General features: G+C 52.8%; 16 protein-coding genes. 11 read left to right on the top strand and 5 right to left on the bottom strand.

Annotated features, from left to right (window positions below; translation table 11 throughout):
* Positions 1-9: 9 nt before the first annotated feature.
* The gene (locus B1748_RS29450) at positions 10-735 is read left to right on the top strand and encodes a DapH/DapD/GlmU-related protein (RefSeq protein ID WP_087571535.1); all 726 of its coding nucleotides are present in this window, start codon (positions 10-12) and stop codon (positions 733-735) included.
* The gene (locus tag B1748_RS29455) at positions 728-1672 is read left to right on the top strand and encodes a glycosyltransferase family protein (RefSeq protein ID WP_087571536.1); all 945 of its coding nucleotides are present in this window, start codon (positions 728-730) and stop codon (positions 1670-1672) included. Before B1748_RS29450 ends, B1748_RS29455 begins: the two co-directional genes overlap by 8 nt.
* Positions 1673-1772: 100 nt before the next feature.
* On the opposite strand, the gene B1748_RS29460 is transcribed toward B1748_RS29455, so the two are convergent.
* Entirely contained in the window at positions 1773-2573 is an 801-nt protein-coding gene (locus B1748_RS29460) for an FkbM family methyltransferase (RefSeq protein ID WP_179215889.1), read from the bottom strand.
* A gap of 266 nt (positions 2574-2839) precedes the next feature.
* Between B1748_RS29460 and B1748_RS29465 the strand changes: the two genes are divergently transcribed.
* From B1748_RS29465 to B1748_RS29485, 5 genes are all read left to right on the top strand, one after another.
* Entirely contained in the window at positions 2840-6655 is a 3816-nt protein-coding gene (locus tag B1748_RS29465) for a glycosyltransferase family 39 protein (protein WP_087571538.1), read from the top strand.
* A 36-nt stretch (positions 6656-6691) separates the two neighbouring features.
* On the top strand, positions 6692-7702 hold the full coding sequence (locus B1748_RS29470; RefSeq protein ID WP_087571539.1) for a glycosyltransferase family 2 protein: 1011 nt from the start codon (positions 6692-6694) through the stop codon (positions 7700-7702).
* Positions 7692-8138 carry a GtrA family protein gene (locus B1748_RS29475; RefSeq protein ID WP_179215890.1) on the top strand — a complete coding sequence of 149 codons (447 nt, stop codon included), beginning with the start codon at positions 7692-7694 and terminating at the stop codon, positions 8136-8138. The genes B1748_RS29470 and B1748_RS29475 overlap by 11 nt, the downstream gene beginning before the upstream one ends.
* 14 nt (positions 8139-8152) lie before the next feature.
* Positions 8153-8830, top strand: coding sequence for a class D sortase (locus B1748_RS29480; protein WP_087571541.1), 678 nt, complete (start codon positions 8153-8155; stop codon positions 8828-8830).
* Between the two features lie 127 nt (positions 8831-8957).
* On the top strand, positions 8958-9182 hold the full coding sequence (locus B1748_RS29485) for a helix-turn-helix domain-containing protein (RefSeq protein WP_006040330.1): 225 nt from the start codon (positions 8958-8960) through the stop codon (positions 9180-9182).
* A gap of 186 nt (positions 9183-9368) precedes the next feature.
* On the opposite strand, the gene B1748_RS29490 is transcribed toward B1748_RS29485, so the two are convergent.
* The gene (locus B1748_RS29490; RefSeq protein WP_087571542.1) at positions 9369-10322 is read right to left on the bottom strand and encodes a helix-turn-helix transcriptional regulator; all 954 of its coding nucleotides are present in this window, start codon (positions 10320-10322) and stop codon (positions 9369-9371) included.
* A gap of 98 nt (positions 10323-10420) precedes the next feature.
* Here B1748_RS29490 and B1748_RS29495 point away from each other — a divergent pair, with 98 nt between their 5' ends.
* Complete coding sequence (locus B1748_RS29495) at positions 10421-10879, top strand: VOC family protein (RefSeq protein ID WP_087571543.1); 459 nt, start codon at positions 10421-10423, stop codon at positions 10877-10879.
* A gap of 212 nt (positions 10880-11091) precedes the next feature.
* Here the strand turns inward: B1748_RS29495 and B1748_RS29500 are convergent, their stop codons facing one another.
* The 3 genes from B1748_RS29500 to B1748_RS29510 all read right to left on the bottom strand — a co-directional run bounded on the left by B1748_RS29500 (position 11092) and on the right by B1748_RS29510 (position 12727).
* Complete coding sequence (locus B1748_RS29500) at positions 11092-11481, bottom strand: pepsin/retropepsin-like aspartic protease family protein (protein ID WP_087571544.1); 390 nt, start codon at positions 11479-11481, stop codon at positions 11092-11094.
* Positions 11478-11738, bottom strand: coding sequence for a hypothetical protein (locus B1748_RS29505; protein WP_087571572.1), 261 nt, complete (start codon positions 11736-11738; stop codon positions 11478-11480). Before B1748_RS29505 ends, B1748_RS29500 begins: the two co-directional genes overlap by 4 nt.
* Positions 11739-11953: 215 nt before the next feature.
* Complete coding sequence (locus B1748_RS29510) at positions 11954-12727, bottom strand: AraC family transcriptional regulator (protein WP_087571545.1); 774 nt, start codon at positions 12725-12727, stop codon at positions 11954-11956.
* 156 nt (positions 12728-12883) lie between these two features.
* On the opposite strand from B1748_RS29510, the gene B1748_RS29515 reads away from it, so the two are divergent.
* From B1748_RS29515 to B1748_RS29525, 3 genes are all read left to right on the top strand, one after another.
* Positions 12884-13270: a Rieske (2Fe-2S) protein gene (locus B1748_RS29515; RefSeq protein WP_087571546.1), complete on the top strand. Its 387-nt coding sequence runs from the start codon at positions 12884-12886 to the stop codon at positions 13268-13270.
* A complete protein-coding gene (locus B1748_RS29520) occupies positions 13264-14337 on the top strand; it encodes an amidohydrolase family protein (protein ID WP_087571547.1) in 1074 nt (357 codons plus the stop codon). Before B1748_RS29515 ends, B1748_RS29520 begins: the two co-directional genes overlap by 7 nt.
* Positions 14338-14402: 65 nt before the next feature.
* A complete protein-coding gene (locus B1748_RS29525) occupies positions 14403-15404 on the top strand; it encodes an NAD(P)/FAD-dependent oxidoreductase (protein ID WP_087571548.1) in 1002 nt (333 codons plus the stop codon).
* The last annotated feature ends 9 nt before the right edge of the window (positions 15405-15413 follow it).

Raw genomic sequence — 15413 nt, forward strand, 5'->3', positions numbered from 1 at the left:
GTGAGAGGGATGAGCGGTACGACAAGGATCGGAGATGGCGTCACGCTTGGACGCGACGTCGTGATCGGGGCCGGGGTTACGATCGGCCATGGCGCCGTCATCCACGACGATACCGTCATTGGAGACGATGTCCGCATTCACGATCATGCCGTGATCGGCAAGCTCCCCATGAAGGCCAAACGATCCGCGACGACAAGCGACGGCGTCGTCCTGCATCCGACGTTTATCGAGAAGGGCTGCACGATCGGAACGGGAGCGATTATCTATCGGGGGGCGCGGCTGCAGCCGGACGTTCTGGTGGCGGATTTGGCGACGGTGCGCGAACGGGTCCGGGTCGGGACGGGGACGATAGTGGGACGCGGCGCCGCCATCGAGAACGACTGCGAGGTCGGCGCTCGCTGCAAGCTGGAGACGAACAGCTATATCTGCGCATATTCCGTGCTGGAGGACGACGTATTCGTCGCCCCCTGCGTCGTGACGACCAACGACAATTATTTGGCGCGTTCCTCCGCCAGATTTTCCAAGTTCAAGGGAGTGACGGTTAAGCAGGGAGGCAGGATCGGAGCGGGCGCGACGATTTTGCCGGGCAGGGTCATCCATCGGGACGGCGTCGTGGCGGCAGGCAGCGTCGTGACAAAAGATGTGCCGGAGCGGACGATCGTAGCGGGCAATCCCGCTCGCAAACTAAGAGATGTGCCGGAAGATCAGTGGCTGGAGAATCAAAGGCATGGATAGGCGGCTTAAGGTACTGATGCTCGTGAAGCGGTTCGACGAGACATATCCGAAACATGTGCACAAATTCGATATGTTGAAGGCGATCGAAGAGGTCGCCGACGTGACGTATTGGAGCAAGGACGGGAATATTCGAGCCATATTGGAAAGTTTGCCGGAAAGGCCGGACGTTATTTTCCATTACGACATCGAATGGCGAAACGCTTTTGCCCCCCATATCACGGGACTGGAGCACGTCGATATTTTGAAGGCGTGTTACGTGCTGGACGTCCATTACCTGCCTGCCGCCAGAAAGGAATATTTCGAACGGAATGCGAAGCCGGATCTTATTTTATCCGCCAGCAAATATCCCTTCCTCAAGGCGTTCCCGGAGATGCTGCCGCGATTCCGCTGGTTGCCGTTCGGCGTCAATCCGGAGATGATCCGGGATTACGGCTTGCCCAAGGACACGGCTTATTCGCTCATGGGATTAATGGAGGAAAAATACCCGTTCCGTTCCGCAGTACTAAAGGCTATGTCGCGGGAAGAGGGATTCGTCCATTACCGCCATCCCGGGCACCGGACGCCTTACCGGCCGGGACTGTTCGTGCATGATACGTACGCGCGGGCCATTAACGGTTCCATGATAGCCTTCACTTGCGGCAGCGTGCTGGAAATCCCCGTTGCCAAGTTTTTCGAAATTCCGGGCTGCAGGACGCTGATGCTGGCGGAGAGCAATCCGGACATCGAAGAGCTGGGCTTTAAGGACGGAGACAACTTCGTAGCCTGCGGAATTACCGGCATACTGGAGCTTGCGAGGCGGTATCGCGCGGATGCGGAGGCGAGGAACGCCATTACGGAACGGGGGTACGACTTTGTCCATCGCTATCATAGCAACGGCGCCAGAGCGCGAGAGTTCGTCGGGATCGTGAAGGATGCTCTTGCGGGGCGAGGAGGCTGATAGAGAGAGGCAGGAGCTGCTTTGAGGCTCTGTCACAAATGCAAACGGCGCTGCCAGGGGAAGCTTGGTTCCCTTTGGCGGCGCCGTTTATTGTCGTGTTTCAGCTCTCCAGCTTGCTTACGAGCTCGGCGCTTGTGGAGAGCACAAGGTCGTTGCAGGTTTTGTCCGCATTGAAGTGTCTTGCGATGCTTTCGTGCACCGGAGTTTCCATCGGGATGAGTCGTCCACTCGCGTCCGGCGCGTAAAGCAGAAACCGCTCGGAGAGGAAATCGATAAACCCGTTCAGGTCGATGCCTTTTTCGATCATGTAGCTGCGGTTAAATTCGATGCAGCCGATCGCGCCGGCGCAGCTATCCAGCAGCTTGCTCATGCCCTTTATGGCTTGCCATTCGAACCCTTCCACGTCCATCTTGAATAACAAGGTTCCACCCTGAATGATACGATCCTGGAACAGGCTGTCGATCGTGACGGTGCCGATGGAGGTTGATTTGACGGCACGCGAGCCGGAAGGGTGGCCCGAGGAAAGGCCGGAGTGCGACTGGTCGACGTAGAAGGATATCGTGTTATCCGCCTCATCCGATACGAAGGCGAATACCGCCTTCATCTGACGGCTGTTGGGATGATCGCCGATCGACCGAAGCAAGTAGGGACGCAGTCCTTCGTTGGCCTCGATCGCCACGATCTCGGTATAAACGGGATATTGAGCGGACAGCAGGATCTCTCCATAATTGGCACCCGCGTCCACCACGATGGCCGGCTCCAGCAGGCTCACGGCCTTGCGCCAAAATGCCGTCACGGCGGGTTGGGACAAGCCGGCGTACCGCTTCATTCTGCCGCCACGCTTATCGCCCGGATTGACATACATGGCATGACCGGTGCCGTTCATTATGATTTTATGCATGTTGGTGACTGCCTCCTTCGGAAGTGAGAGAGCCGTCCCGGTTCGGAACGTTTCTATTAACGTATTCCGCGAACGGGCTGCCCGTACTAGATTCACAACCATTTGAAAGGGGGAGCATGCTTCTGTTTGGAATAATTCAACAGTATTTTGCCCGCGGACATTGACCTCGGCATCTCCATTCGATAAAGTGAATCTGTATGATTGTAACGACTGCCATATTTTATAGAGAATCTAGATGAGATAGATGAAGGAGAATGTGAACCGAGATGAAGAAAGCTGGTCTACGCCGCTTGACTATTCCGCTGATGCTGCTGGCACTCTGGCTCTGCAGCGTCCTCCCCGCGCATGCGGCAGGCAACCTGGTCGTGAACGGCGACTTCGAGCAAACCGAGGGCGGGATGCCGGTCAATTGGACGACTGAAGCCTGGATCAAAGACGATGTTTCTACCGAATATTCGGTCGAGCTTGGCTCCGCCCAGTCGGGCGAAGGAGCGGCATCCATTCGAAATCATGGCGATAATCATGCCAGATTTATTCAGACGGTCCGGGTTGAATCGGACAAGCTGTACCGAATCTCCGGTTACGTTAAGGCGGAGGGGCTGCGTCTTGACGCTTACGGCGCTTATCTGTCCGTAGAGGGAGTGGCGGTCCAATACCCGCAGGTTCACGACACAGGCGGTCAATGGTCTTACCTGGAGTATTACGGACGAACGGCCAAGGATCAGAAGGAAATCACGATCGGCGTCAGCGTGGGGGGCTACGGCAGCATTAATGCCGGAAGCGCCGCATTCGACGGCGTGTCGGTCGAGGAAGTCGGCGAGACGCCGGCGGGAGCGGTCGAATTCTCGCTTGCGTCTTCGCCGGTCAGCGGCGGCGACGAACAGGAGCAGGCGCCGATTAAGGTGTCGATCCTTTCGACGCTGCTGTTCGCCGCACTGTTTACGGCCTTTTTCGCGGTCGTCCGGAATGCGCTCCTGAGGCAGCAGGACCGGCTGCGGGGCAATAACAGGGTTCGCGATCTATTGTTATACGGAGGCTTTGCCGCCGCGTTAGCGGTTCGAATCGCAATTGGACTTAGCCATGATGGGTACGCCAACGACATCGCGCTATTTACGTTCTGGTCGGATCAAGTGGTGAAAGAGGGCATTGCGGGTTTCTACCATACCGATATATTCGTCGACTACCCGCCAGGTTATATTTACGTGTTGTACATAGTAGGGCTGATCAAAGAATGGCTGGGTCTTGCAGCAGGCAGCGCCGGTACTCTGCTGCTCTACAAGCTTCCTGCCATCGCGGCGGATCTCGTGGCCGCAGCCGTCGTCTATCGCGCGGCGAGAGGCAAATTAGGCGAAGCTCCGGCAATCGGCCTTGCGCTGATCTATGCGTTTAATCCCGCAGCCATTCTCGACTCCGCGGCATGGGGGCAAGTCGACGCCGTGTTTGCGCTGGTGCTGACGCTTGCGATCGCCGGCATGGCAGAGCGCAAGTTCGGCAGGGCATCGGTCTGGTATGCGATCGCGGCGCTGATCAAGCCGCAAACCTTTATTTTTATGCCCATCCTGCTTGTCGCCTTGCTGCTTGGACGGAAGTGGAAGGATGTTGCGGTCAGCGCCTATTATGGCTTCGGTACGTTCATTCTGCTTGCGCTTCCGTTTTTCTGGGGCCATGGCGGACTGAAGGGCGTCTACGAGCTGTACAAAGGGACGTTGTCTTCTTACCCTTATGCGACGCTCAACGCCTTTAATCTGTATTCGTTGACGGGCGGGAATTGGGCGCCGTTGACGGACAAATGGCTGTTCATTCCCTATCAGACGTGGGGTGGTCTGTTTATAGGGGCCGCTGTGCTGGCGGTTCTTCTTCTTTCGTTTGCCCGTGTAAAACGGAATAACGAGGACCGGTCATTTTATGTGGCGATGATCCTGATCGCCATCGTATTTATCGGCGTAACCAAGATGCACGAACGTTACATGTTCCCTGTTATGCTGCTCAGCTTATTCGCGTATATTCAGTCTATGGACCGCCGAATGCTGCGGCTGTTCTTCGGCTTCACGATAACGAATTTTATCAATATGAGTTACGTGCTTAAGTTCAGCGAGCAGACGACCAATGTGCCGACGGACGGCGTGGTCATCCTGTGTTCGCTGGCGAATATCGGTTTGCTGCTATACGGATTGTACGTTGGACACGATCTCTACCGGAACGGCAATCGGCAGCAGGTGGAGATGTTGCAGCCCGATGAGCGGCTGCGGGCCGATGCCGAGCGCTTGGAACCGTTCCGTGTGCGGACCGGCGAACGATCCGCAGGTCTCCGCCGGTTGAGCCGCAAGGATTGGTGGTGGATGGGCGGTATTACGGCCGTGTATACCATCGTGGCGCTCGTCAATCTGGGATCGTTTAAAGATCCGGAGACGGTCTGGCATCCCTCCTCGGCCGGCGAAGGTTTCTACGTCGATCTGGGAGAAGTGAAGCAGCTCGAGCGGCTGACCAGCTTCGGCGGTGTTGGCACGGGGACTTACGCCTACGAATTCGCCGAGACGCCGGATGTTTGGAATAACCGGATCGAGGTCGACAATAATCATGTGTACGTCTTCGCATGGAAGAGCCAGCAGCTCGACGTGAAGGCGCGTTACGTCAAGCTGACCGTTACGGGAGCCGGCTTTTCGATGAACGAGCTTGGCATCTACGAAGCCGGCAGCAAGGAGCCGCTGCCCATCAGCTCCGTCGTCGCTCTGAGCGATAAGGAGCCGAAGCGCGGCGCGATAACGAATCTGTTCGATGAGCAAAAGCTGATGGTTTATAATCACGAATTTATGAAGGGCAGTTATTTCGACGAAATCTATCATGCCCGAACGGCCTACGAAAATCTGGAAGGTCTCGTTGCGTACGAAAATACGCATCCGCCGCTTGGCAAGCTTATTATCGCGATAGGCATCAAGCTGTTCGGACTCAATCCGTTCGGATGGCGGATCGGAGGCACTTTGTTCGGCGCGGCGATGATTCCGCTTATCTATCTCATGGCGAGACGGCTGTTTGGAGGAACGACGTTCGCCGCGATCGCCGCGCTGCTGCTTGCGGCAGACTTCATGCATTTCACGCAGACGCGGATTGCGACAATCGACGTATACGGCGTGTTCTTCATCATGTTGATGTTCTATTTCATGCATCGATACGTCACGATGAACTTCTACCGATCGTCTCTCTTGTCGACGTTCGTGCCGCTGGGGCTGGCCGGACTTGCGTTCGGTCTCGGCGTCGCCTCCAAGTGGATCGTCTTGTACGGCGGAGCGGGTCTTGCCATCATGCTGGCGTTGTCGCTGATCGATCGCTACAAGGAATACGCGGCGGCTAAGAGACGACTAAAGCGCGGCGACGGGCTGGACGGATACAACCGGGCCGAGCTGGAACGGGCGTCCCGCTTGTTCCCGCGCAACACGATCATTACGTTAGCGGCCTGTCTTCTGTTCTATATCGGAATTCCGGCAGGCATTTACGCTCTTTCGTACATTCCGATTCTAAACGTCATGTCTGGCGGCTATACGCTGAAGGCGCTAGTCGATTACACGACGCATATGTACAACTATCACAGCCAGCTCGTCTCGTCCCATCCCTTCTCTTCTTCCTGGTGGGAGTGGCCGTTCATGAAGCGTCCCGTCTGGTATTATTCCGGCAGCGAGCTGCCTGAAGGGATGAAGTCCACGATCGTGGCGATGGGCAATCCGCTTATCTGGTGGATCGGTTTGTTTACGATGATGGCGACGGCTTATATCAGCATCAAGCGCAAGGACAGGTCCGCTTACATGATCTGGATTGCCTTCCTGGCCCAATATGTGCCGTGGATGCTCGTGCCGCGGGAGACGTTCCTTTACCACTATTTTGCAATGGTTCCGTTTATTATACTGGCTACGGTCTATTGTCTGAAGCATGTCGAAGAGCTTCGCCCCGGCTTCGCCAAGGCGAGAAATGCGTATGTCGCTGCGGCGATCGGATTGTTCGTCATGTTCTATCCGGCTCTCTCGGGCATGCTGGTGCCGAAGTGGTACGTCGACGTCCTGCTGCGCTGGTTCCCAAGCTGGTTATTTTAGATCGATTGAGGTTATTGAAGCGAGGAGAAATGGCAAATGTCCGTTAAAGTCAAATATAGCGTAATCGTGCCGATGTACAACGAAGAAGAGGTCATCGACCATACTTACGGCCGGCTGAAGGAAGTGATGGACGCTTCGGGCGACCCGTACGAGCTCATCTTCGTAAACGATGGCAGCCGCGACCGGACGGTGGAGAAAACGGCGCTGATCGCCAGCGCCGATCCCAATGTGCGTCTAATCGACTTCTCCCGCAACTTCGGGCATCAGATCGCGATCTCTGCCGGCATGGATTATGCTCAGGGCGATGCGATCGTCGTTATCGATGCGGATCTGCAAGATCCGCCCGAAATTATTTTGCAGATGATTGCAAAGTGGAAGGAAGGGTATGAGGTCGTCTACGGGCGCAGACTAAAGCGCAAAGGCGAGACGCTTTTTAAAAAGCTGACGGCCTTGGCCTTCTACCGGCTGCTGCGGAGTATGACGAACGTTGAAATCCCTCTCGATACGGGCGACTTCCGCCTGATCGACCGCAAAGTGTGCGATGTGCTGCGCGGGCTGAAGGAAAAAAACAGATTCGTGCGCGGCCTGATCAGCTGGATCGGATTCCGGCAGACCAGCGTTGAATATATTCGCGAGGAAAGATTCGCGGGCGAAACCAAATATCCGCTCAAAAAGATGATCGGCTTCGCGCTGGACGCCATTACCTCGTTCTCCCATAAACCGCTTAAGATCGCGACCTATCTCGGCTTCTTCTTGTCGCTCGGAAGCTTTATCTATCTGATCGTCATCCTCTATCAGCGGCTGTTCACGTCGACGACGATTGAGGGCTGGACGACGACCGTAGGTCTTAGTTTGCTGTTCAACGGCATTATTCTCCTCCTTCTTGGCGTTATAGGGGAATATATTGGTCGTATCTACGACGAATCCAAGGATCGGCCGTTGTACATCGTGCGCGAAACGTTGGGATACAAGGAGCATGAACATGCGGTTGAGGAGGGGCCAAAGGCCTCGGACGAGCGGAAAGCGGCGAATCGGGATGGCCGGTAAAGGCAATAAGGGATGGCTGCCGCAGCTAGTAATGTTCGGCTTGATCGGCGTTCTGAACACACTTGTCGACTTCGGCATGTTCGCCTTATTAACATGGTTGTCTCTCCATTATGCGGTTGCACAGACGCTGGCCTACTTGGCTGGCATGGCGAACAGTTACCTGCTTAACAACGCCATAACCTTCCGCTCTCAGCGGCGGGAGCCGTCCGGCAGAACGGGAGCGGCCTTGCGCCGGCAGCTTCGATTTCTCGTCTGGAACGGAGTTATGCTTCTTCTGTCGATCGGAATGTTAAGCGGAGCGGTGCAGCTTCTTGGATGGTCGGCTTGGTTGGGCAAGATTGTTGTTACGATATTGATTTTGGGACTGAATTTTTATGGAAGCAAACGCTGGGTATTCGCGGGTGATCGCAGCAAGAAAGCCGTAGAGCTTGGATAGAGTGGAGGTTGATCATGAGACGTTGGATCGCATATAGTCTTGTCTTAATCGGTATTGTCATTCTTGCATACCCCAAGGCAAGCGAATGGTACAACGACAAGCAGCAGGAGAAATTAATGGCGCAGTGGGAGATCGGCGAGACCAACGAGGAAGCTGGTCAAACGGCGCTGGAGCAATATGGCGGATTGACGACCTTATTCGAGGAGCTGGATGCGGAGGAAACCAGAACTCCCGTCCCAACGGATACGGCCGCCGAGAGTGGGCCGTCACCGACGGCGTTACCTGCCGAAAGCAAGGTAGAGCCAATCGCGACAATCCGGATACCGAGCATCAAGCTTAAGCTGCCGGTGCTGGAAGGCGCGACGCAGAAGAACATGAAGTCGGCAGCCGCCCATTTAAAGGAGACGGCGCCCATCGGGGAGATCGGCAATGCTGCTATCGCCGCGCATCGAATGCGGGCGAAGGGCAAGCTGTTCAACCGGCTGAACGAGGTAAAGGCCGGCGACGAGATTATCATCGAGACCAAAACCGGCAAGTTCACCTACATCGTGTACGATACGTCTATCGTACTGCCAACGGACGTGTCCGTCCTGAATTACAATGATAAGGACAAGCGCTTGACGCTTATTACCTGCGACCCCGTCGTCGACCCTACGCATCGGCTCATCGTACATGCCGCGATCAAGGAGTGACCTCGTTCTATTGCGCCTATTTTGTGCATAGACAGCACCAATGCCCTGCCCCCTTCATATGATAAGTTGACTGTATCCCTTGACCTTGTTATACCATAAAAACCCGAGCAAGGAGGGGTGACACACATTGAAGGGAAGCGACCACAAGAGCAAGTTTTTACTGACGCATCGTGAACGAGAGGTATTCGAGCTGCTGGTACAGGACAAAACGACGCGGGATATAGCGCAACAACTTTTTATCAGCGAGAAGACCGTTCGCAATCATATTTCCAATGTCATGCAGAAGTTGAACGTCAAAGGTCGTTCGCAAGCGGTTGTCGAGCTGATTAAGCTTGGGGAGTTACAAATCTAACATAACCCAGACTTCCATTCCGGTTTGCCGTGGCGAGAGCCCTTCAGGCTTAGAATGGCATGAATGACTAAGGCGGCATAGCGATGTGTCGTCTTTTTCTTTTGCTCGGGAAGGGAAGGCGGGCATGTCCTCGAACCCCGAGTTCCCCATGACCAGAATACGTGTGCTTGGATCTCATATGCGAGATCAAGAGAGCGAACTTGTCAGCTTCCCCCTCAAATCCTCGAGCTCCTTAACGAAAGCGTCCCTGATGGAAGCGGGATGGATGTCGCGCAGACAAGCGCCGAATTGATGGAGGTACTGCAGCAAATATGGCGTTTCAGCGGGTTCGATCCAGCCCGATAGCACGAAGTCACCGTTTGTCTTGGTTAACGACATGCGGGGATCGTGGTTCCTTTCGAAAATGGCTTTGCCTTCGCCCGTCAGCTCGATTCGGTAGTCAATCGCGGACTGGCTTCTGGTCGCCAAGTCAAGGCGGTTACTCAAATCGATATCCTGCAGCCAGGGCAGAGGTTCTTCTGTAAGAGTCTCGGCCTGCAAGATTCTGTCGCAACGAAAAATCCGGTATTCCCCTTTGTCCAAATCGAAGGATGGGCAATACCAGTTCCCGCGATCCGCGAGCAGGCCGATCGGCTGGATTCGACGCTCCGTTACCGCTTTCGGAGATTGATACCTGATTCGCAGGACGGACGGATACATAATCGCTTGGAACAGTTTCTCGAGCTGCGGACATTCATTTGTTATTTTGGTCGTTCCGAATGACACGCGGGAGCCGATTTGCTCCAGCATGTTTTTTATTTTGGGCGACACGGATTGAAGAAATTTATGCTGAATGGCATCGTATTCCGCTTTGAACGGCAATGAACCCAGCAGCTCCATGCCTTTCATGGAGAAAAACAAAGCATAGGTTTCCTGCGGCGTAAACGTGACCGGAGGAATGCTGTAAGAGTCCAAAATTCTGTACCCGCCATATCGCCCCGGCTCGGAATATAAAGGGACCCCGATATCTTCAAGCGATTGAATGTATCGGAGAGCGGTGCTTTTGGAGAGAGCAAACTCCGTCATTAACTCTCGAAGCGTGAACCGGTCCTGATGGTACACATAGTTCATGATCCTATAAAGAACTTCGTATTTTTTCATATTCCCTCACCAATGGTATCAGAATTTGAAACCTATGAGTATTATACTGTTCCTTGTACAGACTGAACAGGATGAACATATAAAAGGAGGACGAATGGATGAATTACGAAGTAGTGACCTTTTTGTCGATGAACGGAGCGGGGGGAGAAGCCATTGATTTTTATACCCGTCATCTTGGAGCAAAAGCGGTGTATATAGTGACTTACGAGGATATGAAGAAGCTGGATCCGGCAATGGTCGTGGAGGAAGGGAAGGAGCACTGGATCTCGCATTCCGTTCTGGAGGTTGGCGTCCACAAAATCATGCTGGCGGAAGAAACGATGGTTCCTGACGAAAGATACCTGGCAGGCAACCATATGTCGCTGTGCATTCAGTCGGCGGACAAGGGGCGGATCGAAAGCATGTACGAATCACTCACTCAGGATGCAAGAACGGAAGTCATTACCCCTCTCGGTCCGGTTGTGTTCAGCGAGGCGTATGGCATTGTGCGGGATCCCTTCGGCATTCTGATCCAATTGACTTACGACAAGAGGCTGGCTGAGGGTGACAATCATTGAAGGGAAGCGACCGCCGGAGCAACTATTGACTGATGTATTGTGATGTAGTTTGAAAACACACCTAGGGAATGGTTGATTTTGTTGGGTTTATAGCAGTTTTGTAAATGGATGAAGTAGAAGATCCCCCTAATATGCTTATTAAGGCACTATGACCGAGTAAATCAAAAATAGACTAAGCGATAGCTGTCCTTTTATGGGAGGCATCGCTCGGTCTATTTTTCAAATTCGACATTCAAGGTTTCAAAATTCACCTTGCATTTGGATCTCATCATAAAATCAATGCCAACAATTCCATCAAATCCATAGGGTTCTTGAATCGAGCCAAGCTGAATCGAGAAATTATCTAAAATGACCTGTTCAATGCGAAGTTCGGAAATCTGTTGTTCATAGCATACCTCACTCGTTCCCCCTACCCCGTACATTCGTTTGGCTCGTCCATTGATAAAATCAATGTAGATGCCTATTGCCCCTAATGCATCGGTATCAAACACTGTTGCCGCACAGCCCGTGTCAAATAGTACATTGTTCAGAACAATGGATTGGTCGTTTCGAGTCAAAGTCAAGGAAATGATAGGCAAACCGTTCTGAATTCTTATCTTCATAGCTGCTGCCGAACTCCTGAGAAAAACTCCTCTACAACTTCCACATCGCTTCTGCTCGTATGAAATACATACAACTCACGAGACGGATGTAGCTTGTGCAATTCTTTATAGCCGCTCCACGCTTCTTGCGGATTATCGTAATCCTGAATGACTGCCATTTCCTCTAATTGACGTATACGATTGCTGGAGCTTGCCTTAATTGCCTCAATCAGCACAAAACGACCCGGATGCAATTCTGTAATCTCTTCCCATTTCATCGGCGTCACCTCGCTTTGAATTTTAGTCATCTTAATTATAGCATATCTACTCCAAATCTACTCCAAATGGTAGGAAGGAGGTGCGTTACAAAAAACTAGCTTCGAATGGAGGGAGAGATTATGCCATGCATGTCCTCGACTTGTGGAGAGAATGGGTTAACGGACGCCAGCGACGCTAGGCGTTCCTTCCCCACGTTTCGATCATGTTAAGGTTCCTACCGTTTCATCTCGCGATGAACATAAGATGGAGGGTAACTCATGATACGTTTGAACATTCGATTGAAATAAGCCTGATCGCTGTAACCAAGATATTCGGCCACTTCTCCGATCGTCATCCTGGAGTCGAGGATCAAGTCTCGCGCGGCGTAGATACGAACTTGATGCATGTAGGAAATGGGCGTCATCCCCGTCACGACTTTAAACGTTTGCGTGATATAGTTAGGCGCACGGTTGATGTGATTAGACAAATCCTCGATACGAATGGGCTCTCTGTAATGCTTCCGTATATAATCCTGGACCTCCTGCATAAGCCGCAGCTTGACGGAAGCAATTTTTTCCTCCGCTAATTCCCGCGAGTAATAACCGAGCAGTTCGATCGCGATGCCGGTGCTGATCAGTTCGCCATGAGGGAGTCGCCGGAACCAGTGATGCTCCAGCGCTGCGAACCTTGTTTTCATCAAATCGAGGTTTCGCGTTCTCACTTTGCGATATGTGCGGGCACTGTCAAACGGGAACTGTCCCGGATTATACGGTTTGTAGTGAAAAGAATACTTCTGATGAGGTCCTTCGGGAGCATTGACGCCAGATCGCAGCACGCCTTGCGGGATAAACAACATATCCCCTTTGTTCAATTCGACTGTCTCCCCGTTCAAACTATAGATAGCCCGTCCATGGACAATTAGAATAAGAATGTCTGTCAAGGTTGGATTCTCTTCGATGTGCCAATCCGGGTTCATATCGTCCAGACAAACGGCTAAAAGCTCAATCAACTTCAGTCGCCTCCCTTATCGGGTTGATTTTTAAAAATAGGATTGCTAATTAAAGTATACATTAGAATCGTACAAATAATAATTGAATTAGCAATCGTAATACGATCACATTCGATCTAAAATTAAGATGCGATCAACGATAAGGAGGAGGATTGGATGGCTGTCTATCCAGTTGCGAGGACAGAAGAGATTCCGATGGGGACTTTCAAAATTGTACAAATCGAGGGACGCTCTATCGGTGTATATAATGTTAAAGGCGAATATTATGCCATAAACAATTATTGTCCTCACCAAGGGGCCGAGCTGTGCAAAGGTCCGGTATGCGGCACGACGCTCGAATCGCAAGTGTATGAGTTTATCTATGGACGGGATCGGGAAATTTTGCGCTGCCCCTGGCACGGCTGGGAATTCGATATTAAGACCGGCAAATCGCTATTTAGCGATAAAGTGAGGGCGCGAAGCTATCCCGTTATGGTGGAGGATGGACAGATCAGCATTGTAATCGGCCAACCGAAGCAGAAGGAGGGGGAGGAAGGATGCTAAAAGACAAGCAGGAGACGATGCCGGTAATCGATTGCGACGTACACAACCAGTTTCGGGGCGGGGGAGATTTGCTCCCTTATCTGGACGAGCCTTGGCGCAGCCAGGCTGCCCGCTTCGGCGTGCCAAGCGCCGGTGCGCCTTATGCATCTCCGGTCGGGAACAAAAGGAAGGATGCCGATCCGCCGAGCGGATTGCCGGTCGGCTCGGATCCCGCTTTTATGCTGGAGCATTATGTCAATCCATTCAACGTTGAATATGCGCTGCTCTGCTCGGATTCGATTATCGGCATCTCCGGATTCGCCGATCCCGATTACGCCGCCGCTATCTGCCGCGCTTATAACGACTATGTAATTGCCGAATGGTTCCCGGTTAGTTCAAAGTTTAAGGGATACATGTGTGTCGCTATGCAGGACCCTGCCCAGGCCGTTCGCGAGATTGACCGAATCGCGCCCCATCCGGACATCGTTGCCGTCAGTGTGATTGGCGGTTCCCGCATGCCATACGGCGATCGATATTTCCATCCGATCTACGAAGCCTGTCAGCGCCATAAGCTGCCGCTCCTCATACACCCCGGCGCCGAAGGCGGCGGTATCTTTAATCCGCCGACGGCCGTCGGCTACGTCTCGAACTACTTGCAATGGCATACCTGTTTGCCGCAAACGTACATGGCTCATCTGGTCAGCCTCGTTTGCGAAGGCGTGTTCGAGAAATATCCGGAATTCAAGGTCGTATTGTGCGAAGGCGGCGTCACCTGGCTGCCTCCGCTATTGTGGAGGCTGGATAAAAATTTCAAGGCGCTGCGCTCGTCCGCGCCATGGTTGAAGCGAATGCCAAGCGAATATGTGAGGGATCATTGCTTTTTGACGACCCAGCCGATCGAAGAGCCGAACAACCTGAAGCATCTGGATATGATGTTCGAGATGTTCGACGCAGAGGACATGCTGTTGTTTTCCAGTGATTACCCGCATTGGGATTTCGACGATCCAACACAAATACTGCGCCGTCTGCCGGAGGAGAAGAAACGCAAAATATTTAGCGAGAATGCAAGGAAACTTTTTCGATTATAGAGCAGAAGGACGGTGAAAGCCGTCTATCTTTGCCAAACGCCATTATGATGGAGGGACATCTTAAAGTGACGACGTTGCAGCAAGAATATGATATTACTGACATATTGATTATTGGGGGCGGGCCGGCCGGCATGTTTGCCGCATTTTACGGAGGAATGCGGCAAGCTTCCGTTAAGCTTATCGAAAGTATGCCGCAGCTCGGCGGGCAGCTTGCTTCGCTTTATCCCGAAAAATATATTTATGACGTTGCAGGTTTTCCGAAGATTACGGCTCAGGAGTTGGTAAACAATCTCTCCAGGCAGATGGATTTGTTTCATACGGAAATCCGTCTTAAAGAGAAGGTCCAGTTGGTACAAAAGCTTGACGAAAGGCACTTCGTTGTCAGAACCGACAAGGGCGAGCATCATGCAAAAACGGTTATTATTACCGCCGGCGTAGGCGCCTTCGAGCCTCGAAGGCTGGATGTAGAGCGCGCCGATACGTTCGAGGATAGCAATTTGCACTATTTTATTGACGACCTTAGCCGTTTCCAGGGGAAAAAGGTGCTCATCTCCGGTGGCGGAGATTCCGCGGTAGACTGGGCGCTCATGCTGGAACCGATTGCCGAGCAAGTACATCTGGTGCATCGACGCGATCATTTTCGAGCACATGAGCACAGTGTTGAGAAGTTGCATGCATCCAAGGTAAACATTATTACGCCATCCGAAATAACCGGGCTCCACGGCGATGACCGAATCGACAGAGTGACCTTGACCCACGTCAAAACGAATGCCACGCAAGAGATCGAAGTCGATGAGCTTATTGTAAATTTCGGCTTCGTATCATCGCTTGGTCCCATATCCGAATGGGGATTGGTAATTGAAAACAATTCCATCGCGGTCAATTCCCGCATGGAGACGAGTGTGACGGGCATATTTGCTGCCGGAGACATTACAACTTATCCGGGTAAAGTGAAGCTGATTGCCGTTGGATTTGGCGAAGCGCCTACGGCTGTTAACAATGCCAAGGTCTATATGGATCCCAATGCGCGGTTGGCTCCGGGACACAGCAGCAACATGAAGCTCTGAGCAGAAGTT

Origin of the sequence: Paenibacillus sp. MY03 (assembly GCF_002165585.1) — a bacterium.
Classification (GTDB): Bacteria; Bacillota; Bacilli; order Paenibacillales; family Paenibacillaceae; genus Pristimantibacillus; species Pristimantibacillus agaridevorans.

Coding starts and splice junctions, on each gene's coding strand:
- B1748_RS29515 (WP_087571546.1), top strand. CDS start 12,884: ATGGCTGTCTATCCAGTTGCGAGGACAGAAGAGATTCCGATGGGGACT.
- B1748_RS29500 (WP_087571544.1), bottom strand. CDS start 11,481: ATGAAGATAAGAATTCAGAACGGTTTGCCTATCATTTCCTTGACTTTG.
- B1748_RS29450 (WP_087571535.1), top strand. CDS start 10: ATGAGCGGTACGACAAGGATCGGAGATGGCGTCACGCTTGGACGCGAC.
- B1748_RS29480 (WP_087571541.1), top strand. CDS start 8,153: ATGAGACGTTGGATCGCATATAGTCTTGTCTTAATCGGTATTGTCATT.
- B1748_RS29470 (WP_087571539.1), top strand. CDS start 6,692: ATGTCCGTTAAAGTCAAATATAGCGTAATCGTGCCGATGTACAACGAA.
- B1748_RS29460 (WP_179215889.1), bottom strand. CDS start 2,573: ATGCATAAAATCATAATGAACGGCACCGGTCATGCCATGTATGTCAAT.
- B1748_RS29490 (WP_087571542.1), bottom strand. CDS start 10,322: ATGAAAAAATACGAAGTTCTTTATAGGATCATGAACTATGTGTACCAT.
- B1748_RS29455 (WP_087571536.1), top strand. CDS start 728: ATGGATAGGCGGCTTAAGGTACTGATGCTCGTGAAGCGGTTCGACGAG.
- B1748_RS29520 (WP_087571547.1), top strand. CDS start 13,264: ATGCTAAAAGACAAGCAGGAGACGATGCCGGTAATCGATTGCGACGTA.
- B1748_RS29495 (WP_087571543.1), top strand. CDS start 10,421: ATGAATTACGAAGTAGTGACCTTTTTGTCGATGAACGGAGCGGGGGGA.
- B1748_RS29505 (WP_087571572.1), bottom strand. CDS start 11,738: ATGAAATGGGAAGAGATTACAGAATTGCATCCGGGTCGTTTTGTGCTG.
- B1748_RS29465 (WP_087571538.1), top strand. CDS start 2,840: ATGAAGAAAGCTGGTCTACGCCGCTTGACTATTCCGCTGATGCTGCTG.
- B1748_RS29475 (WP_179215890.1), top strand. CDS start 7,692: ATGGCCGGTAAAGGCAATAAGGGATGGCTGCCGCAGCTAGTAATGTTC.